Here is a 19177-nt window from a genome sequence, read left to right on the forward strand (position 1 = left end):
GAAACGTTACACGCAGATCAGGGTGGGTTATGATGGCGGCCCTCTCTCCTCTGCCACAGGCTTTTCATGCCGTTTATCAACCCCCGCCCCGTTTTCCGCCATTCCCTCCGCGCCCTGGTCATGGCAGGGGTGATGTTGAACATGCTGCCGGTTTCAGCCCATCCACGCAGCCATAACAGCCAGTCAGGTAGCGGCACGACCTCAAGCTACGGTTACGGCGCGCCTGAAACCACGCCCCTCAACCCCGACCTGCCTCCCACGGAGGAAAGCAGCGGTGCAGGGCACGCAGAGAATGGAGGGCGCACCCGCCAGGACCAGGGTGCCGGCGCTGACGCAGGGATGGAGGATGAGCATCTGGGCACCAGCGAAGGCGCGATGGAGGAACGGCAGGCTGAGCTGCAGGCGCGTTTTGCCGCTGAAGCCCAGGCGGCTGACCACAGCCAGAAACGCCGTGGCCCGCCCCTGCTGCAGCACGGCAACTGGAGCTGCACGGTTGAAGCGCAGGTGAGGGTGGACTGTAACACCCGGACCGGTCAGGGCAATATCCGCTTCATCGCCGCCCGGCGCGACCCTGAAGCCCTCATGGAAACACCAGGCAAGCGGCCTGCCCAGCCAACAACCAACAGCCCTTCAGGTGATGTGGGGCTGGCCGTCACGCTGGAGCGCGGCACGCATGAGGAAGACGGGTTTTTCGTCAGTGATCCCGGCGCCAGCCCACCCATCGGCCTGCGCCTTTCAGGAGGTGCTGGCTCTACAAATGGGACTTTCTGGAAAGCGGACCTGCCCCGCCAGGTGCTGGACACAGACCCTGCCCGCCAGCGGAACGCGCGCGCCCTGCTTGATGCTTTGGCAGGCAGTTCCAGCGCCCGGCTTGTCACCGCCCCCACCCCGGCAGGGGGCGGTGTGCACCCCAGGCCGCTTGTGGTGGATACCCGCGGCGCGGGCTTCGTGCGTGAGCAGATCCTCCGTCTTCTCGACAGCCCCGCACCTGCGGGCAAGCCCGTGGGCCAGTAGGTTCATGACCGGTCAATTTGGCACGGCCACGTTTTAGCCCTTAAATTTCCTCCCAAGACGCCCCAAATCTGGCAGGATCGGAAAAGCAGGAACAAAACCGCCCGAGAGCGGCCCTGAGCGCCCCACCAGAGGAGAACCCCCATGAGATTTCCCCACCCCTTCCCCCGCCGCGCTGCCGGCACGCCTCAGGGCGGGTCTTCCCACAGCTCGGGCGCGCACAGCCCCCGGGGTGGCCGGGGCCGCTGGCAGATTGGTGGCCGCAAGAGCGATGAGCGCGTAAGCATTGAAGAGCGCGTGCTGCGGCGCGAACGCCGCAAGAGGCGCCTGCGCCATGCGGGTGAAGCCGCCGTGGCCGGCGCGACCTTCATGAGCATGGCCGGCCCGCGCCGTTTCCGCCCCTATTTCCAGCAGATCGTCGCCCTCATCGGCGTGCTCGGCTCCACGGTCGCGCTTTTCACCGGGCGCGATAAATAAGCCTCAGAGAAAAGAGACGGGGTCCACGTCGACCTCGATCTTCACCCCGCCTTCTCCTCCCTGAACGCCCAGACCGTAGGTGCCGGACCAGCGGGCGCCCAGCCACTGGCGCAGCAGGGGTTGCAGGGCGATGCCGCGGCGGGTGCGCAGGAGCAGGCGCTGCCGCCAGCGGCCGCGCAACAGGGCCAGGGGGGCCGGCGCGGGGCCCAGAACCTGCACGCCCGGGCCACGGGGGGCAGATGCGGCCAGAAGGCGCGCCTGTTCCTCAGCCACCCGCTCCTGGGGCGCGCTGACGATCACCGCGGCCAGCCGGCCGAAAGGCGGCCAGAATCCCGGTTGGCGCAGGGCGGCCTCCTGCGCCATGAACCCGTTGAAATCGTTCTTCAGCAGCGCCTGCATCACCGGGTGCTCGCCAGCGTAGCTCTGCAGCAGCACGCGCCCGGGCCTGGTGCCGCGCCCGGCACGCCCGCCCACCTGGTGCAGGAGCTGCATCGTGCGCTCTGCTGCCCGCAGGTCGCCGCCTCCCAGCCCCAGATCGGCATCCACCACGCCCACCAGCGTCAGGTCGGGGAAGTCCCAACCCTTGGCCACCATCTGGGTGCCGATCACCAGGTTCACCTCCCCTGACGCCACCTTGTGCACGGCTTCTGCCATAGCTGCAGGGGAATCGAGCGTGTCAGAGGCCATGCACAGCAGCCGCGCCTGGGGAAAGCGCTTCTCGGCTTCCTCGCGGATGCGCTCAATGCCGGGGCCGATCGGCACCAAGGCGTGTTCCGCGCCGCAGCCGGGGCACTGCGTCGGCACAGGCTCGACATGGTCGCAGTGGTGACAGGCGAGCACGCCGCGCTTGCGGTGCTCCACCATCCAGGCCGAGCAGTTGGGGCATTCAAAACGGTGCCCGCAGGCGCGGCACAGGGTCAGCGGCGCATAACCGCGGCGGTTGAGGAACAGCATGGCCTGTTCCCCTGCCTCCAAAGCCCGGTCGACAGCCGCACTCAGCACGGGCGAGAGGAACTCACCCCGCTCAGGCCCATCGCGGCGCATGTCCACCAGGGCCGTTTCAGGCAGGCGGGCCCCGCCATGGCGCGCCGGCAGCACAACATGGCCGTAACGCCCGTGCTCGGCATTGGCGCGCGTTTCCATCGAAGGAGTGGCTGAGGCCAGGATGACAGGCGCGCCAGCCTGGCGGCCGCGCACCACTGCCATGTCCCGGCCGTGATAGGTCACCCCCTCTTCCTGCTTGTAAACGCTTTCATGCTCTTCATCGACCACCACCAGGCCCAGATTGCTGAAGGGCAGGAACAGGGCTGAGCGCGGCCCCACCACCACCTGGACCTGCCCTTCAGCCACCCCGCACCACACGTCACGCCGCCGCCGCGCGCCCAGCTCGGAATGCCAGACGGCTGCCTCGGCCCCGAAGCGGCGGGCAAAGCGCTCACGCCACTGGGTGGTCAGGGCGATCTCGGGCAGCAGCACCAGGACCTGCCTGCCCTGGCGCAGGGCCTCAGCCACCCCTTCGAAATAGACTTCCGTCTTGCCGGAGCCCGTAACACCTTCCAGCAGGATGACCGGGGCCGGCTTTGCGGTATCTGCAGCAGGCTCTTTCAGGGCAGCAGTGAGAACATCGGCCGCATCCTGCTGCTGCGCTGACAGCACAGGCGGGGCGAAATCCGGTTGGGGGGCCGGGAAAAGCCCGCTTTCTTCAGGGTGCACCACCGCCTGCTTCAAAGCACCGCTTGCCGCCAGGCCGCGCACCACCCCTGCACCCACCCCTGCACGTTCAATCAGCATGGCCGTTGTCATGGGGTGCTGCAGGCTGGCCGCTTCAAGCACCGCACGCCGCTGCGGCGTAAGGCGCAGGTCTTCAGGCAGCGGCTCAGCCCGCAACCAGCCCAGCTGGGTGCGCGCGCTGGCCTGCAGGGGGGCGCGGATCGCCATGGCCAGCACCATGCCTGGCGGCGTAAGGGTATAGGCTGCTACCCAGTCGATGAAGCGGCGCAGGCTGGGCGGCAGCAGGGGAATGTCCAACCGCAGCTCGGCCATACGCCTGAGCGTGATTTTGCGGCCCTTGTTCTCTTCTTCGTGGCGGTCAGGGATCAGGTCGGGCGGCAGGGTTTGGGCAACTTCCCCAGCGTCGTCCCAGATGCAGCCGAAGCTTTCCCCCCGCCCCAGCGGCACCCGCACGATCCGGCCCGCTGCCAGTTCTCCCGGCCCGGCGGAAGCAGGCGGCAGGTAATCCAGCGCGCCTGCAAAGGGACGCGGCACCAGCACGGGCCAAGGTACTATAGCCACATTCATTACACCCATTTCTGTATACAAAAAGAACTGCGTAAAATAAATTCCATAAAAATCCAAATATTAAAATTATAATTGCATCAGAAAGAGAGGGGTTTATTCTCTTATTTACGTTTAATAGAGATTATAAAGGAGATCTAATATATTTTTTATGGATAATTATTCTTTCTTGAAATAATTTCTCGAATAACTTATGGAACTCTCCTTGCACGATTGAATAATTATCTACTTTATCTTTCAATATTAACCCAGTAAGTATGTCTCCGATAAGTGCAGTATCATTTGCTATAGCCAGTGAACTATCTTTATGGTTCATAGGTGCAGACATAATATTATAACCGATACCGTTTCTTAGGTATCTAAGTGAGTAATTAGATTCTTTTCCATAATTAAAATTTAAACCATTAACTATTTTTTTTAATGAGTATTCAAAATTTTCTAATAAAGCACTATCATCGAATTTATTATTACAAAATAATCCCTTATCTATAGCTATTTCTAGAAGATATTTTAATTCATGATTTTTTTCTAATTTTCCGCCATTCTTTATTATAAAGGATTTAAGAAAAGTCTCTATTGAATGTCCTAAATTATATTGGGCGGCAAAAACACTTTTATCTATTGACTCACTTTCTCTTAAATTTAAGGACGGAGGTAATGTTGAAATTATTCTTAAAAAAGCTGCTAGGAATGATTCAGCACTGAATAGTAGGCCTGAATATTCAGGTAATTTCGACTTTGACATTTTAACATCCTTTTATAAAAAGCTATTTCTCTAAAACCAATCTCAATATCAATGTGTGAAAGAAATATAATTAAAATTTCTCAAGTAAAAAGCAGTCTCTGATGCAACCTAAAGTTTAAGTCATACGACTAACCTGAGACCGAACAAATAGAGGATCCTGGACGCAAATTGTCTCATTATCATCCTTCGAACCTAACTTCATTATTGTTCAAGTTGGCACAGGCATGAAGGCGGTGAAAGCGGTGGTGTGGGAGAGATGGGCGCGGGTGGGCAGCATGCGGTTGCGGGCCGTGCGCGTGCGGGGTTGCAGGATGCGGGTCCGGGCAGAATGGACCTGTATATGGCGGTTGTGAACCGACATGGCGACAAAATGGAGAACCTGCAGCCCCAGACTGAGCTCATCCCAGTCGCAAATGCCGCTCCAGCACAGATGCAGGGTCGCTTTCATGAAGAAGGGCTGTCCCTCCGCCAGCTCGTGGACCTGCGCTTCCGTCAGGTGGCGGACCCGGTGGCCGAACAGCTCCACGAACAGGCGCAGAAACAGCGCGTCCTGCATATCCTGCAACGTCGTGCGGCCCTTGAGGCGCAGCACGAACAGAGTGCCCAGCACGACCATCTGGCGGGCGACCCACAGATAGGAATCCGGAAAGCTGGTGGGCCCGCCGAAGATGGCATATTTCTCTGAATAGCTGAGATATTTCAGCTTGAACTTGCCCTTGTGCCCAAAGGGAATGTTAAGCACCTGCACAACCTGCCTGATGCCCCGGGCAAACAGGTCGCTCTCATCGCCCTCTTCCGCCTCAGGATCAGTCACCGTGAAGGGCGCGCCCATGAATGAGGCAGAAAAGGTGGAAGGCGGGAGCGGTTTGAACAGGCCGTGCTCTTCAGCCAGCTGCAGCAGATCAGCCAGGTCATGGGTGTAGGAGGTCTTCTTGCGGGTCTTCTGGTTGACCCAGGCTTTCAGGAAAACTTCCGTGGTGTGGCCCAGGCAATAGGCGTCAGCGCGCGGGCTGCCATAAACGAGCCCTGCCGGAGCCGTGCCCACACAGACCGGATAGGTGGACAGGCCACGCAGGTAGAAGCACAGATATTCCTGCGCGCTGGCCAGAAGTTCCTCCCAGCGCTGCACTTTCGGCACGCGGGGTTTCCTGGGGAAAATGCCGGGCGGGCGTCGAAAGGGGCGCAGCATTCCTGAGCGGCCGGGAAAAGCCGCGGTGGTATCGGGACCGGAGGTTCTGACGGCAGGCAGGGACTGGGAGGTATCCGGATTTTTTCCGTCCTCCGTCCTCATGGTCGTCAGCATGGGTGTCGTCATTGGTGCAATCACTGCATTCATTCCCTCACGTCGTCCCTCAAAACCGTGAGGCCACGTATCCTCTCTCCATTCAGCCAACCCAACGCGGGAGGAAAAAGCGCTTCACTTTCCCGCTTTCCTGCTGCCGCGCTGCCCGCTAGCATTCCCTTCATGCCCCATTCCCGCCCGCCGCTCCACAACGATCTTTCCACTTACGAATCTTTACCGGACGGCCCGGTGGATTTTCCGCCTGCAGCTGAACCGCCTGTGACCGGCACCACCCCTGCCCTGCAGGCTGTGGAAGCCTGGGAAAACTGGCTGGCCCATGAGAAACGGGTCAGCGCACGCACCGTAAGCGCCTATCGCCATGACGTGCTGCAGATGCTGGGGTTTTTTGCCAATCATTGTGGGGGCGAGCTGGCCGTGCAGGGGTTGGCCAGGCTGAAACTGGCTGATTTCCGTGCATGGATGGCCCATGAAGCCCGGCGCGGAGAAGAAGCCGCTTTGCGCCGCCACCGCGCGCCTGACCCGGACAGCCTGGCACGTTCGCGGGCGCGGCGCCTTTCTTCCTGCCGCTCTTTTTTTGCTTATTTAGAGCGTGAATACGCAATAAACAACCCTGCCGTCAGTCTTCTGCGCGGGCCAAAGCTGAAAACGCGTCTGCCCCGACCCCTGAGCCCCGAAGAATCGCGCCTGGCTCCGCAAGGTATTTCCGAGCAGGCGCAGGACATACCCACCGCCCTGCGCGATGAAGCCCTGTTCACCCTGCTTTACGGCTGCGGCCTGCGCATCAGTGAAGCGCTGGGACTGGATGTGGGTGACCTGGAGCGTGCCGGTGGAAGCGCCCTGCTGGTCCGTGGCAAGGGGGGCAAGGAACGTTATGTCCCGCTTCTGCCCATCGTAAAACACGCTCTGGCGGCCTGGCGGAAAGTGCATCCTACACCTGCGCCCGGCGCCCCGCTGTTCTGCGGCGTGCGCGGCGGCCGGCTCAACCCCGGCGTGACCCAGCGCGTCATGCGGCACTGGCGGCGGCTGCAAGGCCTGCCTGACAGCGCCACCCCCCATGCCCTGCGGCACGCCTTCGCCACGCATCTGATGCAGAACGGCGCTGACCTGCGCGCCATCCAGGAACTGCTAGGCCATGCCAGCCTGTCCACCACCCAGGTCTATACCCATACCGATGAGCAGCGCCTGATGGCGGTGTGGCAGAAAGCCCATCCACGCGCGGACCAGGCTTCTGCCACGCCCTCAGCACCGGCCTCTCCACCCACCCACCGCCCGGCCTCATGAAGTCCTGGCCCTTTCTCAAAGGTTCGGCGGCAAACCATGTGGGCTCTGCCAAACGGTCCCGAACGAAAAACCACCTGCTGGCAGCCCTTGCTGTAGGGGGCAGCGCTTTACTGGCTACAGCCGGGAGCAGCGCCGCCCCTGTTACACTGCCTGATCCCTCCATCCCGCTCCTGCCCGAGCGGCCCAGCCTGTGCCGGATGCAGGAAGTGGCCCGCCTGCCCCTGCGCCTGACCGGCTACTCCCTCACCACCCCTGCCCTGCTGGATGGCGGGGTGCTGTCGATGATCGTCGATACCGGCTCACAGGGCGGTCTGCTCACGCCCGAAGCGGCCATGCGGTTTCATCTGGTCCCTGACCCCCAGGCACGCGTGGTTATTGCCGGGCCGGACGGGCGGGGCCATGAAGTGCCGGTGATGCTCGTGCCTTCCCTGCAGCTGGAGCACCTGCGCCTGACCGATGTGGGCTTTCCGCTCGGCAATCTGCCAGGCGTGCCGAAAATCAGGCCGCCCGTTCAGGGATTACTGGGCATGAACGTTCTGGGCATTTTCGATGTGGAACTTGATCTGCCCCATCATCAGCTAAACCTGTGGGACGTGAGGCGTGGCTCCGCGATCTGTCCTTCACCACCCCCCTGGCCAGGACGCGTCGGGGCTGGTTGGACGGAAATTCCCGCGCGCGTTTCAGGCGGTCGCTTCTTCATCCCCTTCACCCTGGACGGCAGGCGCGGCGTAGCGCTGCTGGACAGCGGGGCGCGGTCTCATATCCTGAGCAGGGGGTTCGCCCACCGCCTGGGGGTGAGCGCTGACATTCTGGCGCGTGATCCGGGCGGGGTAAGCGGCGGCGTGAACACCGCCTCAACAACCAATGAGGCCGCAGACCCGGCACGCGCACTCAATGAAGCGAATGTCTATCGTTGGCACCGGTTTCACCGGCTTTCGGTGGCAGGTCAGACAAGACTTGATCCCGTCCTGACGGTCGCGCCGCTGCATGACCAGGCGGACCTGCTGCTGGGCGCTGACTGGTTTGCCACCCACCGCGTCTGGCTCTCGACCGATACGCCCGACGGAGAAGGCCGGATCTACGTGCAGGATATGCCGCAAGCTCAACCGGCCTCTGCCGCGTCCCCGTTCCGCAAAACGGGAAACCACACAGCCCGACAGCCTCAACTTAGGCCCGGCCGCCCTTGAGAGGTCTGGCCCCTCAGGCGTTCAGACATACCAAGGCGGAAAGGGCTTCAGTGGGTCGCTGGGTGTGAATGTGAAGCTTTGAGAGCATCCTGCAGCAGGGAACTCATGGCACTTTCACCCTGCGTCTGCGCCAGCGACAGGGCGGTGGCCCCGCTTTTGTCCACCAGCGCCGGATCAGCGCCCAGGGCCAGCAGGGTTTTGACAGCCTCAGTGCGCCCGAACAGTGAAGCCATCATGAGCGCTGTCTGGCCGGCATCGTTCTGCGTGTTGACCGGGCAGCCATGCTCGGCAAGGAGGCGCACCAGCCCGGCTTCTCCTTTGAAAGCCGCGCCCATCAGCGCGGTATTGCCCTTGCGGTCAGCCGCGCAGGGCTTGGCGCCGAGCGCCAGAAGGGCCTGAACCGTGGGCGCATGATCGTGATAAGTGGCCAGGATAAGGGCAGTATAGCCCTTGCTGTCCTGCAGATCCGGGTTGAAGCCGCGTTTGACCAGCCCGGCCAGGATATCCGTTTTTCCTTCACGCGCGGCATCAAACCAGACTGCCTTGAGATGCGCCTCACTGACGCCAAGCCGCGCCAGGCCCGGGGCCTTTGGCAGGGGGCCCTGCGTTTGCGTCGAAGTGTCGAACATCTCATGCAGCTTGCGCTGCGTTTCCGCCTCGCTGAGCGGCGCCGGCAGGGCCTGCTGGTCGTTCTGTGACTTCATCAGGGGAGGCTGGTCAGCCTGGGCCTGGGCAATGAGGCGGTCTGAGCGCATCTGGATATGGCCGATGCACATGACAGCCAGACCCAATGTGCCCCAGAGAGGCAGAACCCCCAAAAAGGAGGCAACCGGGTCTTTTTTCATCATGCGTTCCCCTGTTTCATCTTCAGTCTTTGTTGCGTCTTTTGTTTTTCTTCGGCTTTTTCAGGCCTTGTTTCCTGCCGTTCCTGCGCTGGCGGAAAGGAATTGCGGCAGAAATATGATCCCATGTCCTCCCGTGCGATACAAGAGGATTTTTCCCAAAGCTTTCCCCTGCTCAGGCCCCGCGCGCACGAGCGGGTTTTCATGGGCTGAAACGCAATTCGGCAGGCCCCCTGGAAGAAGCCTGCCGAAACGCTGGCCGGCTTGAAAAGCCGGCCTGTTGATCGTGCCCCTGCCGCCTGCAAGCAGAAGGAGCCGCCTGAGAGGTCTCAGGGGTTGGCCGGCACCTTGTCAGCCACGGCCTTCACTTCAGCCACCGGAATGTTGATGGCTTCAGCCAGGCGGGAGCCGAATTCCGGGTCAGCCTTGTAGAAATAGGCCGTACAACGCACCAGCGTCTGGTGAGCCGGCTGGTGGAAATCATCACCATGCATGTCAGCTGCCAGGTTCTTGATCTCCTCGGTCTTTTCAACCGGGCTCAGAGACCGCCAGAACTGACCGGCCTGCGTGAAGTCATCCGTCGGCGAAATCGCATGCTGCTCCGCCATGCCGCCCACAGGATAGGTGGCGGTGGCAAAGGGGCTGCCGGCAGGCGCGCTGGCGCTGATCTTGCCGTTACCGGGGCTGGTCTGGTCAACCACGGCCCACGGATCGCTCCAGTAGCTGGTGGGCTGGTAGTTGGTGTGACCCCGCTGCGGCACGAAACGCATGGCGCCGTCCTGCTGGTCGTTATGCACGGCCACCAGCGGGCGGTTGACTTCCAGATCCTGATAGTTGGCGCCGATACGGTAGCGCTGCGTATCCGGGTAGGAGAACAGACGGCCCTGGAGCATCTTGTCAGGCGAAGGGTAGATGCCCGGGATCATGGTGCCCGGCCCGTAAGCCGCCTGCTCGGTCCACTGGAAGAAGTTCGGCGGAACCTTGTTGAGGGTCAGGGTGCCGATCTTGAATTCCGGAATGCCCACCCAGTCCTTGGTATCATCAAAGGCATCGTAGGGCAGAGCCTTGGCCTGGGCAGGGGTCAGCACTTTCATGTACAGATCCCATTTCGGGTAGTCGCCCTTGTAGATGTGGCCGTACAGGTCCTTCGTGGCGTAATTCCAGTCAGCCTGCTTCTGCTCCTCCATCGTCATGCCTTCCACGCCCTGGCGGGACTTGAAGTGGAACTTGGCAAAGAACTGCTCGCCCTTGGCATTGACCAGGCGATAGGCATGCACGCCGAAGCCGTCGATCTGGCGCAGGCTTTTGGGCACGCCGTAACGCAGGGAGTAGAGATAGGTCAGCGCGAAGGTGTTCTCAGGTGAATTGGAGAAGAAGTCCCAACGGCCCACCAGATCCTGCACGCCTGAAACCGGATCAGGGCGCTGGGAGTGGATGAGATCGGGGAACTTCACGGCGTCACGGATGAAGAAGACCGGGAAGTCGATGCCGACGATGTCCCAGTTGCCCGTTTCGGTCTTGAACTTGATCGCCCAGCCGCGCGGGTCACGGATCCATTCCGGTGAGCCCGGACGGTTCAGCACGGTGGAGAGACGCATCACGATCGGCGTCTTCTTGCCCGGCTTGAAGAGGGACATGATGGTGTATTTGCTGAGATCGGTCGAAGCCTCGAACTCTCCCTGCACGCCCACGCCGCGGGCATGCACCACGCGCTCGGGGATACGCTCACGGTCGAAATGGCCGAATTTCTCCAGGAAGTGGTAATCCTCCAGCAGGTCCGGGCCGTTGACGCCGGCAGTCTTGGTGTTCTGGTTGTCGGCCACGCCAGCACCCGTATCCTGCGTCAGCAGGGGCGGCACGCTCTGGGTGCCATTGATGGCGGGGTTGGCGCTCACGCCTGCTTCAGCACCCGAGGAAGGGTTGGCATAAGCAGCCGGCACAAGGGCGGTGCCAGCCAGCAGCGGCAGCACCAGCAGGGCGCTCAGGCCCTTTCGCACGGGCGCACGCCCAGTCTTGGGGGACTTTGTCTTCATGCGACTTCTCCTGTCCTGAAAGACGGATGACGGTAAAGCACGTTCTGAAGGCCGGCAGCTGACGGTCCTCCAGCTTCATGGAATTTCACTTTAGAGGAAGGCAGGACGCGCTCCAACTCAATCTTTTTTATATCACATAGAGGCTGTGCCTGTCAGAGCACCACTGCCCTTTCTATTACACCCCGCAACCATTACTCAAAGCGCGTTGCCAAATCCTTTATAGGGTGCAAGCTCAATGATCTGTTCCACGGTCAGCATGCCCTTGGCGACCATGGGCAGGCTAGCAAGTTTTTGCTCCACCTCTTCGCGGCTGTCGGCCTCGACCAGAAGACAGGCGCCGTTTCCTTCCGCCCGGTGCCAGATCTGACGGATAAAACCCTCCATGTAGAGCGCGCGTGCCCGTTCCGCCTCACGGCCGGACTGGGCCGCAAAGTCTTCAGGTGTGAACCGGTCGGTATTGCGTTTTGAAACCGTAAGAAACTGCTTTGACATGAACTGCTCCCCTCCTGACCAGCCGTTTGCCGGAATAGAATCCAGCAATAGAATATCCAGAATAAAATACTGGCTTCGGCAGCAGGATTCTGCCCTGTGGGCGCTGAAGACTAAAAGGGCAAAAACAACAGCGGAACCGGAAGCATAAACAAATTCCCGCAAGAGCTGGACTTCTGTGGATAATTTTACGGGCGGGATTTTAGCGGAAGATGAATTTTCTCCTTGCGTATCTGTGCTCTGGCGGCTAAATAGGCGTCACCGCAGCATGAGACGCAAAGCCCCTCTGCTGTTTCTGATTTCAGTCTTTCTGATGTCGGAAACACATATCAATGAGGGCTGCTGAAACCGCTCAGGCGCGATGCGGGTGTAGCTCAGTTGGTTAGAGCGCCGGCCTGTCACGCCGGAGGTCGCGGGTTCGAGCCCCGTCACTCGCGCCACTTCATCCCGAAAATTCAATCAAGAGACACTGGGAAAAGTTTCGGAAAATTCCGGAACTCTTTTTTATTTTGTCGGGCTTTTATTTTGCCGGTCTCATGCCTGACCGGGGGCTTAAAAAAATCTTGCCTTCTGTCCCCTCTTTCCTGCCATGTTCCCGGCATGGCTTATGCTGTCAAAGAAGTTTTCTATACCCTGCAGGGCGAAGGCGCGCAGACCGGACGCGCTGCCGTGTTCTGCCGTTTTGCCGGCTGCAATCTCTGGTCGGGGCGCGAAAGTGACCGCGCCCGCGCTGAATGCACCTTCTGTGATACCGATTTCATCGGCACGAACGGCGAAGGAGGCGGCAAGTTCTCCACGCCCGAGGCGCTGGCACGCCATATCCTGAGCTGCTGGCAGGCAGGCTGCACACAACCGGAAGGCGCGCGCCCTTACGTGGTGTTCACCGGCGGAGAACCCCTGCTGCAACTCGACAGCCCACTGCTGCAGGCCGTGCGCGCGCTGGGCTTCGAGACAGCTGTGGAAACCAACGGCACCCTGCCCGCCCCACCGGAGCTGGACTGGATCTGCGTCAGCCCCAAGACGGACGCGCCGCTGGTGCAGTCCCGTGGCGACGAGCTCAAACTGGTCTATCCCCAGGCGCACCTGCCGCCGGAAATGTTTGCAGGCCTCGACTTCCGGCATTTCTGGCTTCAGCCCCTTGATGGCTCAGCCCTGCCGGTGCCCCAACCTGCTTCCAGCCAGGCCGCGCCCCTTGATCACAGCGGGCATCTGGCGTCTTCTAGGGCAGACGCGACTGCGCAGGCTGTCCGCTACTGTCAGGCCCATCCCCGCTGGCGCCTCAGCCTGCAGACCCACAAGCTGATCGGAATTCCGTGATGACCGACGATATCCCCTCGCTCCATCATTCCCATGACCTGGCGCGGCCTTCCTGGGCGCTTTCCGGCGCTCTGCCTCTTGGGGTAGCCCGAGGCGCGGCACTGGTGCTCTTTTCGGGCGGGCAGGATTCAGCCACCTGCCTGGCATGGGCGCTGACGGCTTTTGAGCGCGTGGAAACGGTGGGATTTCATTACGGCCAGCGCCATGCGGTGGAGCTGGACTGCCGCGCCACGCTGCGCGACCAGATCGCCGCCCTCAACCCGCTCTGGAAAGCACGGCTGGGCCCTGATCACATGATCGACCTGCCTGCTCTGGGTGAGCTATCTGAAACAGCCCTGACGCGTGAAGCCGAGATCACCTATGAGCAAGACGGCCTGCCCAATACTTTCGTGCCCGGTCGCAACCTCATCTTCATGAACTTCGCTGCAGCCCTGGCCTATCGGCGCAACCTGCGCCACCTGGTCACCGGTGTGTGCGAAACCGATTATTCCGGCTACCCCGACTGCCGTGACGACACCATGAAATCCCTTCAGGTCACGCTCAATCTGGGGTTGGGCACCACGCCTGAAAGCGGCGGCCGCTTTGTGATCCACACCCCCCTCATGTGGCTCGACAAGGCCCAGACCTGGCGCCTGTGCGAAATCCTGGGCGGTCCCTCACTGGTGGAGACCATCCGCCGCGACAGCCATTCCTGCTACCAGGGCGACCGCGCCCAGGAACATGACTGGGGCTATGGCTGCGGCCACTGCCCTGCCTGCACGCTGCGCGCCAATGGCTGGGCAGAGTACCAGGCCCGCAAGGAGGCGCGGTGACTTCTCCCGACACCGCCACCCCTGAGCTGGTCTTTACCCGCCGCTTCTCCATGGGGCACCGGCTGATTGCCGGCTGCAGCGACCGCTGCGCCATCCCTCACGGCCACAATGAATATGTTTCTGTCACATTGGGTGCGGGGCCGGCCAACCCGCAGGCGGCCCGGCTGGACGGGCAGGCCAACATGCTGCTGCCCTTCGCCGAGGCTAAGGGGCGCTGGCACCATTTCATCGACACGCGCATGGACCACGCCTTCCAGCTCGGCGAGAAAGATCCGCTGCTGCAGTGGTTCGCCCAGAACGAGCCCACCCGCCTTGATCGGCTGGTGGTCACGCCCGGCGACCCGACCACCGAACTGCTGGCTGCTCTGCTCATGGCCAAGCTCAACGCGATCCTCAAGGCGCAGGGCGACAGGCTGGCGGTGCGCGCGCTGGAAATCCGCGAAACGCCGACCAACACAGTCCGCCTGGTCGGGAGCGACCCCGCACCTTACCTGCCAGCTGTCACCCGCCCCCCCGAGGCATGCTGGTGGCACCGCGCCGATGACAGCACGCGCGACTGAAACCTGACCTGCACCCTGGCCCTTGATTGCCGGGCCCATCTGGCGTCTTCTGAAACAGACGTGGCCGCGCAGACCGGGACCGAAAGCGGTCGGATGCGCCCCTCAAGGAGGACTTCCCATGATCCAGAGCCTGCCCGAAACCGCCAGAACCCTCAGCCGCCTCCGCCCGCCCGTGCCTTACAGCGACACGGTCGAGCAGATCCAGCCTGACGAGACTCGGATCAACCAGGGGCTTGAAAAGCAGCTGCGCCATATCATCACGACTGTTGACCGGGATTATGACGAGGCCTACCGGGGCGTGCACGCCAAAAGCCATGCCCTGCTGAAAGGCACTTTCACCGTTCACGACGGGCTGCCTGCAGAGCTGGCGCAGGGTCTGTTTTCGCGGCCTGGCCGCTACAGGGCCGACCTGCGCATTTCCTCGGTCATCGGGGACCCGCTTTGCGATGCCGTTTCCGTGCCGCACGGCTTTGCCGTCAAGGTCAATGACGTTCCACCTGATCTTGGCGGCGGGCTGCTGCCGGAAAATGACGGCGTGCCGGTGCAGGATTTCCTTTTTGCCAGCGGGCTGACTTTTGCCACGCCCAGCATGGAAGAGTTCCTGAAGCTCTTCACCCTGCTCTCGCTGACCACGGACCGTTTCCTGTTTCTCAAGATCATGCTGTCACGCGTCCTGCGCCGGGTCAGCGCGCTGGCCGAGCGTTTCAATATCGCCCTGCCCGGCATGGTCGGTGCCCTGGGCGGCTTTCTGCCGTTCAACCCGCTTGCAGGCCGTTACGGCAGCCAGGCTGCCATCCGTTACGGGGCCTACATGGCCAAGCTCGACATCGTGCCGGAGTCAGAGAATTTCAGGAATCTGGCCACTGATCTCATCAATGTCGATTACGACCCCGACGCCATCCGCCACCACCTGTGGAAGATCTTCCAGCATGAAGGCGGCAGCTGGACCCTGCGCGCCCAGCTGTGCCGTGACCTGGCGGAAAACCCGATCGAGAATGCCGCCCAGCCATGGCCGGAGAAGGACAACCCCTACCTGCCCGTTGCCACCATCAGGGTCGATCCGCAGGACAGCTGGTCCATGGACCGCGCGGTGCCCATGGAGGAGGAACTCGCTTACTCCCCCTGGCACGGGTTGAAGGCCCACCGCCCGCTGGGCGTGGTGCAGCGCACGCGGCGCGTGGTGTACCCCTTCTCCGCCCGCCTGCGCGGCCGCCTCGACCACTGCCCGGTCTTTGCGGCTATCCCCAGGCGGAAGACTGACTGAACCAGCCTGGTTTCAGGATTTCATCAGGCCAAGGATCTCGCCACGGGCGGCCAGGTCTTCGGCCCAGAGGCCGTGTGCACCCAGGGTGACGGTCAGGCTGCCCGGCGCGCGGACGCCGCGCAGAGTCATGCACATGTGCTCGGCTTCCAGCATCACCAGAACAGCGCGCGGGCGCAGCACCTCCACGAGCGCGGCGACGATCTGGTCGGTCAGGCGCTCCTGCAGCTGGGGCCGGCGGGCATAGCCTTCCACCAGGCGCGCCAGCTTGCTCAGCCCGGTCAGCCGGCCGCCATCAGGCAGGTAAGCCACTGCCGCCTTGCCGCGTACCGGCAGCAGGTGATGCTCGCAGGTGGACTGGAAGGGAATGTCCTTCACGATCACCGGCCCGCTGTGCCCATCCGCGCTGAACTGCTTCTCCAGGTGGCGGCGCGGGTCTTCGTACAGACCTGAAAACAGGTCGAGATACAGGCGCGCCACGCGCTCAGGCGTCTCGCGCAGGCCTTCACGGTCGGGGTCCTCCCCTACCGCTTCCAGCAGGTTGCGGATGCTGTCTTCCAACCGGGCCCGGGCCTCTGCCGGCTGCAGCCGCGCGCCGTCAGAGCGCGTTTCGGGTGCATGGTCGGAACTTGCGGGCGGTGTGGAGGAATCGTTCATCAAGGGTCTCTGGCTCGGGCGGCTGCCCTGAAAGGGGCGGAAAAACTGGGCCCGTTATCCCTTGCCCGCGCCGCGGTGGCAAGCGAAGCGACGGGCAAAATCGTTCCATGATCTCTCCTGCCCCTCATCCTGCAACGCGCCTTCAGAGCGCCGCACGACCCCTTTGCGTTCAGCAGCCGGCAAGACTTCCAGCGCTGCACGCAGGCTGCGCCCGTCAAGGGCCAGGTCAGGGGCCAGCTCAAGCAGGGGGGCGAGCACGAAAGCCCGGTTGAAGAGCTGGGGATGGGGCAGCGTCAGCGCCGGATGGTCCGTCACGACCATGTGCGCCGGCGCGCCGTAGAACAGCAGGTCAAGATCCACGCAACGTCTGCCCCATCGACGGCTGACCCCGCGACCCAGAACCTCCTCGGTCTCTTTCAACACCCCGAGCAATTGCTCGGCAGACAATGTGGTGCGTCCCAGGGCGGCGGCATTGACGAAAGGCGGCTGGTCCGTCACGCCCCAGGGGGCACTGTCATAAAGGGAAGACACAGCATCGATCTCTATGCCAGGCGTGCGGGCCAGGCGCTCCAGTGCGAGGCGCAGCGTGTCTTCCACGCGCGCGCCCTCCGACGCCATGTTTCCGCCCAGCCCCAGGGCGAAAGGCACTGTCCGTTGCCGCGTGAGACTGACCTGCACCGTCTCAAGCGCGTGCGGCAGAGGCGCGCCAGGCTTGGCAACTGTTACGCGCACTTCACGCACCGGCAGGCATTGGGCCAGGACCTCATCGGCAATGCGGGAAGCCAGGGTCTCGATCAGGTTGAACGGCCCACCCTGTGCCGCCTCCTCAGCGATGCGGCACAGAGTGGCGTAACAGACCGCCTGGGTATAATCATCCTGCGCGATGGCCTGCCGCAGGTCCGCCTGGGCGGTCAGGGACAGGATGAATTTCTGCCCCAGGCGCTTTTCCTCCGGCCAGACGCCGTGACGGGCAAACACCACCAGCTCCCGTACCTCGATAGCTGTCAGCGCTTCCTCAAACATCGCGTTTCTCCGTTCTTTCAGTGGTTTCCCGGCTGTCGCGGTGCAGCTGCAGGGCCTGCTGCACAGCCAGCGCATCCACATGGGCCTGCACGTCATGAACGCGCAGCATGCATGCCCCACAAGCGGCGGCATGCAGATGCGCAGCCAGGGTAGGCGGCAGGCGTTCGGTCATGTCAGGCAACGGACGCCCCAGCAGCCTGACAAACAGGCTCTTGCGTGAGGCCCCCACCATCACCGGCAGACCGTAATGGCGCCGCAGGCGGGGAATGAGCGTTAGGGCTTCGAGATTCTGCGCCAGCGTCTTGCCGAACCCAATTCCGGGGTCGAGCAGCAACGCTTCCTCCACTACTCCTGCCTGGTGCGCGCGGGTCAGGGAGAGGTCAAAAAACCGCTCGAAGCTTTCCCACAGCACCCCTGGCCTGTCAGGCAGGGCCTGTCCCTGCTCTGAAGAGAGATGCGGGCGGTTGTGCATCAGCACAGCCATGACCCCATGTGCAGCCACCACTGAAGCCATCCCGTGGTCATGCTGAAGGCCCCAGACGTCATTGATGAGCGCCACGGGAGCCGGCAAACGGGGGCTCAGAGCCGCTTCCGCCACGCGGGCCTTGGTGGTGTCGATGGACAGAAAAGGCGCGTTATGATGCGGTCCACTGGCCATCTGGAGCTCTATTCGCTCCAGAACCGGCTCCAGGCGGGCCCATTCTTCCTCCGCCGTCACCGCAATCGCGCCAGGACGGGTGGATTCCGCGCCGAGGTCGAGGACTTCCGCCCCTTCCCTTACCAAGCGGTCTGCCTGGGCCAGAGCCGCCTCCGGCTTGTGGAAATGGCCGCCATCAGAAAAGGAATCAGGGGTGACATTCACAATCCCCATCACAACCGCAGGGGCCTGACCGCTCCCGGCAGCCAGAAGGCGCTGGCGGAGCCGGGCCGCCTGCGGCGCCAGGTTTCCGGGTCCGGAAGACGCGTCAGGCATTCAGGGACGGGTTCCGGCCTGTTTCGCGCTTTCCAGCGCCGCATCCAACTGGCCTGCCGAAGCAGCGCCTGGCACGACCGTATCAGGGCCGAACAGGAAAGTGGGCGTGCCTTCCATGTTCACTTTCTGGGCCTGGCCCAGATTCTGCGCGATCAGCCCGTTCACGACGGGGCCGGTCATATCCTTGAAAAAGCGTTCCATGTCGAGATCCATGCTGCGGGCCAGCTTCTTCAGGCGACCTTCGTCAGGCTGGGCAGGGCTGAGCAGGAGGGCATCGCGCATTTCAGCGTATTTTCCCTGCTGGGCTGCGGCAAAGATCGCGCGGCTTGCCGTCAGGCTGGCCGGGCCCAGCACGGGCACGACCTTTTCGACCAGGCGCACATCGGGGTGGCGCTTGAGAAAATCCGTCACCAGCGGCGACATGTGGCGGCAATACGTGCAACGGGGATCGAGGAACTCCACCACCGTCAGCCGGCCCTGCGGGTTGCCACGCACGGCAAAAGCCGGCGCGGCGGTCAGCTGGTTCCAGACGGCATGCGCGCCCTGCACGGTGGCAGCCTGCTGGCGCTGCAGGGCCTTGTCACGGTAGAACTGCACGGCATCGCTCAGGATCGTGGGGTCCTCCTGCAACGCCTGGCGCATAATGGCGACGATCGCCGCACGCTGGCGCGGGGTGAATACCTTGGCAGGATTGACGGCAGGCGTTGCAGCCGGGGGCTCTCCGGCAGGATTGGGCGCTTCAGCCGCACGCGTTGTGCCAGCCAGCAGGCCGGAACTCAGCATGCTCCCCAGCGCCAACAGCAGCCCCAATCTCACTGAACATCCTTTCAACGCTTTCGGCCTGAAGACGCTGAAAGGAAATGAAAACCTGGCGGCGATGGGAGAAAACTGCGTCACGCTGGAGGGTCCGT

At 62.4% G+C, this 19177-nt stretch carries 18 protein-coding genes and 1 tRNA gene; 9 read left to right on the forward strand and 10 right to left on the reverse strand.

Features of this window, described 5'->3' with window-relative positions; translation table 11 throughout:
* Positions 1-66 precede the first annotated feature (66 nt).
* Both E3E11_RS02960 and E3E11_RS02965 read left to right on the forward strand, forming a co-directional pair.
* Complete coding sequence (locus E3E11_RS02960) at positions 67-1014, forward strand: hypothetical protein (protein ID WP_141451120.1); 948 nt, start codon at positions 67-69, stop codon at positions 1012-1014.
* Between the two features lie 141 nt (positions 1015-1155).
* Positions 1156-1488 carry a hypothetical protein gene (locus tag E3E11_RS02965; protein ID WP_141451121.1) on the forward strand — a complete coding sequence of 111 codons (333 nt, stop codon included), beginning with the start codon at positions 1156-1158 and terminating at the stop codon, positions 1486-1488.
* A 3-nt stretch (positions 1489-1491) separates the two neighbouring features.
* On the opposite strand, the gene E3E11_RS02970 is transcribed toward E3E11_RS02965, so the two are convergent.
* From E3E11_RS02970 to E3E11_RS02980, 3 genes are all read right to left on the reverse strand, one after another.
* The gene (locus E3E11_RS02970) at positions 1492-3780 is read right to left on the reverse strand and encodes a primosomal protein N' (RefSeq protein ID WP_407938685.1); all 2289 of its coding nucleotides are present in this window, start codon (positions 3778-3780) and stop codon (positions 1492-1494) included.
* Positions 3781-3907: 127 nt separating this feature from the next.
* On the reverse strand, positions 3908-4528 hold the full coding sequence (locus E3E11_RS02975) for a HEPN domain-containing protein (RefSeq protein ID WP_141451123.1): 621 nt from the start codon (positions 4526-4528) through the stop codon (positions 3908-3910).
* 208 nt (positions 4529-4736) lie between these two features.
* Entirely contained in the window at positions 4737-5666 is a 930-nt protein-coding gene (locus E3E11_RS02980; RefSeq protein WP_141451124.1) for a hypothetical protein, read from the reverse strand.
* Positions 5667-5993: 327 nt separating this feature from the next.
* On the opposite strand from E3E11_RS02980, the gene E3E11_RS02985 reads away from it, so the two are divergent.
* Both E3E11_RS02985 and E3E11_RS02990 read left to right on the forward strand, forming a co-directional pair.
* The gene (locus E3E11_RS02985; RefSeq protein ID WP_141451125.1) at positions 5994-7112 is read left to right on the forward strand and encodes a tyrosine recombinase XerC; all 1119 of its coding nucleotides are present in this window, start codon (positions 5994-5996) and stop codon (positions 7110-7112) included.
* 38 nt (positions 7113-7150) lie between these two features.
* Entirely contained in the window at positions 7151-8299 is a 1149-nt protein-coding gene (locus E3E11_RS02990) for a retroviral-like aspartic protease family protein (RefSeq protein ID WP_168189187.1), read from the forward strand.
* A 47-nt stretch (positions 8300-8346) separates the two neighbouring features.
* Here E3E11_RS02990 and E3E11_RS02995 read toward each other — a convergent pair whose 3' ends face one another.
* From E3E11_RS02995 to E3E11_RS08495, 3 genes are all read right to left on the reverse strand, one after another.
* Positions 8347-9147 (reverse strand): ankyrin repeat domain-containing protein, encoded by an 801-nt coding sequence (locus E3E11_RS02995; protein ID WP_141451127.1) that lies wholly within the window; start codon positions 9145-9147, stop codon positions 8347-8349.
* Positions 9148-9470: 323 nt separating this feature from the next.
* Positions 9471-11174, reverse strand: coding sequence for a catalase (locus E3E11_RS03000; protein WP_141451128.1), 1704 nt, complete (start codon positions 11172-11174; stop codon positions 9471-9473).
* 195 nt (positions 11175-11369) lie between these two features.
* On the reverse strand, positions 11370-11828 hold the full coding sequence (locus E3E11_RS08495; protein WP_196778309.1) for a muconolactone Delta-isomerase family protein: 459 nt from the start codon (positions 11826-11828) through the stop codon (positions 11370-11372).
* A 198-nt stretch (positions 11829-12026) separates the two neighbouring features.
* Here E3E11_RS08495 and E3E11_RS03010 point away from each other — a divergent pair.
* The 5 genes from E3E11_RS03010 (at position 12027) to E3E11_RS03030 (ending at position 15616) form a co-directional block, all read left to right on the forward strand.
* Positions 12027-12103: transfer RNA gene (locus tag E3E11_RS03010), tRNA-Asp, on the forward strand.
* 160 nt (positions 12104-12263) lie between these two features.
* A complete protein-coding gene (gene queE / locus E3E11_RS03015) occupies positions 12264-12980 on the forward strand; it encodes a 7-carboxy-7-deazaguanine synthase (RefSeq protein WP_141451129.1) in 717 nt (238 codons plus the stop codon).
* The gene (queC, locus tag E3E11_RS03020) at positions 12980-13792 is read left to right on the forward strand and encodes a 7-cyano-7-deazaguanine synthase QueC (RefSeq protein ID WP_141451130.1); all 813 of its coding nucleotides are present in this window, start codon (positions 12980-12982) and stop codon (positions 13790-13792) included. Before queE ends, queC begins: the two co-directional genes overlap by 1 nt.
* Before the next feature lie 50 nt (positions 13793-13842).
* On the forward strand, positions 13843-14352 hold the full coding sequence (locus E3E11_RS03025) for a 6-carboxytetrahydropterin synthase (protein WP_141452080.1): 510 nt from the start codon (positions 13843-13845) through the stop codon (positions 14350-14352).
* 118 nt (positions 14353-14470) lie between these two features.
* Positions 14471-15616: a catalase family protein gene (locus E3E11_RS03030; RefSeq protein ID WP_141451131.1), complete on the forward strand. Its 1146-nt coding sequence runs from the start codon at positions 14471-14473 to the stop codon at positions 15614-15616.
* 12 nt (positions 15617-15628) lie between these two features.
* Here E3E11_RS03030 and folE read toward each other — a convergent pair whose 3' ends face one another.
* Genes folE through E3E11_RS03050 form a run of 4 tightly spaced genes read right to left on the reverse strand, consistent with a single transcriptional unit; the run spans position 15629 to position 19082 of the window.
* Positions 15629-16270, reverse strand: a complete 642-nt coding sequence (folE, locus tag E3E11_RS03035; protein WP_141451132.1) for a GTP cyclohydrolase I FolE — start codon at positions 16268-16270, stop codon at positions 15629-15631.
* 54 nt (positions 16271-16324) lie between these two features.
* A complete protein-coding gene (gene folB, locus E3E11_RS03040; protein WP_141451133.1) occupies positions 16325-17293 on the reverse strand; it encodes a dihydroneopterin aldolase in 969 nt (322 codons plus the stop codon).
* On the reverse strand, positions 17286-18266 hold the full coding sequence (gene folP / locus E3E11_RS03045; RefSeq protein ID WP_141451134.1) for a dihydropteroate synthase: 981 nt from the start codon (positions 18264-18266) through the stop codon (positions 17286-17288). The genes folB and folP overlap by 8 nt, the downstream gene beginning before the upstream one ends.
* Positions 18267-19082: a DsbA family protein gene (locus E3E11_RS03050; RefSeq protein WP_141451135.1), complete on the reverse strand. Its 816-nt coding sequence runs from the start codon at positions 19080-19082 to the stop codon at positions 18267-18269. It lies immediately after the preceding gene.
* Positions 19083-19177: the final 95 nt, after the last annotated feature.

The sequence above is a fragment of the Oecophyllibacter saccharovorans genome, from assembly GCF_006542375.1.
Taxonomy (GTDB): Bacteria; Pseudomonadota; Alphaproteobacteria; order Acetobacterales; family Acetobacteraceae; genus Oecophyllibacter; species Oecophyllibacter saccharovorans.

Excerpts from the sequence above, each read along its gene's own strand:
- E3E11_RS02960 (WP_141451120.1), top strand. The coding sequence starts at position 67 with ATGCCGTTTATCAACCCCCGCCCCGTTTTCCGCCATTCCCTCCGCGCC.
- E3E11_RS02965 (WP_141451121.1), top strand. The coding sequence starts at position 1,156 with ATGAGATTTCCCCACCCCTTCCCCCGCCGCGCTGCCGGCACGCCTCAG.
- E3E11_RS02975 (WP_141451123.1), bottom strand. The coding sequence starts at position 4,528 with ATGTCAAAGTCGAAATTACCTGAATATTCAGGCCTACTATTCAGTGCT.
- E3E11_RS02985 (WP_141451125.1), top strand. The coding sequence starts at position 5,994 with ATGCCCCATTCCCGCCCGCCGCTCCACAACGATCTTTCCACTTACGAA.
- E3E11_RS02995 (WP_141451127.1), bottom strand. The coding sequence starts at position 9,147 with ATGATGAAAAAAGACCCGGTTGCCTCCTTTTTGGGGGTTCTGCCTCTC.
- E3E11_RS03000 (WP_141451128.1), bottom strand. The coding sequence starts at position 11,174 with ATGAAGACAAAGTCCCCCAAGACTGGGCGTGCGCCCGTGCGAAAGGGC.
- queE (WP_141451129.1), top strand. The coding sequence starts at position 12,264 with ATGGCTTATGCTGTCAAAGAAGTTTTCTATACCCTGCAGGGCGAAGGC.
- queC (WP_141451130.1), top strand. The coding sequence starts at position 12,980 with ATGACCGACGATATCCCCTCGCTCCATCATTCCCATGACCTGGCGCGG.
- E3E11_RS03025 (WP_141452080.1), top strand. The coding sequence starts at position 13,843 with ATGGGGCACCGGCTGATTGCCGGCTGCAGCGACCGCTGCGCCATCCCT.
- E3E11_RS03030 (WP_141451131.1), top strand. The coding sequence starts at position 14,471 with ATGATCCAGAGCCTGCCCGAAACCGCCAGAACCCTCAGCCGCCTCCGC.
- folE (WP_141451132.1), bottom strand. The coding sequence starts at position 16,270 with ATGAACGATTCCTCCACACCGCCCGCAAGTTCCGACCATGCACCCGAA.
- folB (WP_141451133.1), bottom strand. The coding sequence starts at position 17,293 with ATGTTTGAGGAAGCGCTGACAGCTATCGAGGTACGGGAGCTGGTGGTG.
- folP (WP_141451134.1), bottom strand. The coding sequence starts at position 18,266 with ATGCCTGACGCGTCTTCCGGACCCGGAAACCTGGCGCCGCAGGCGGCC.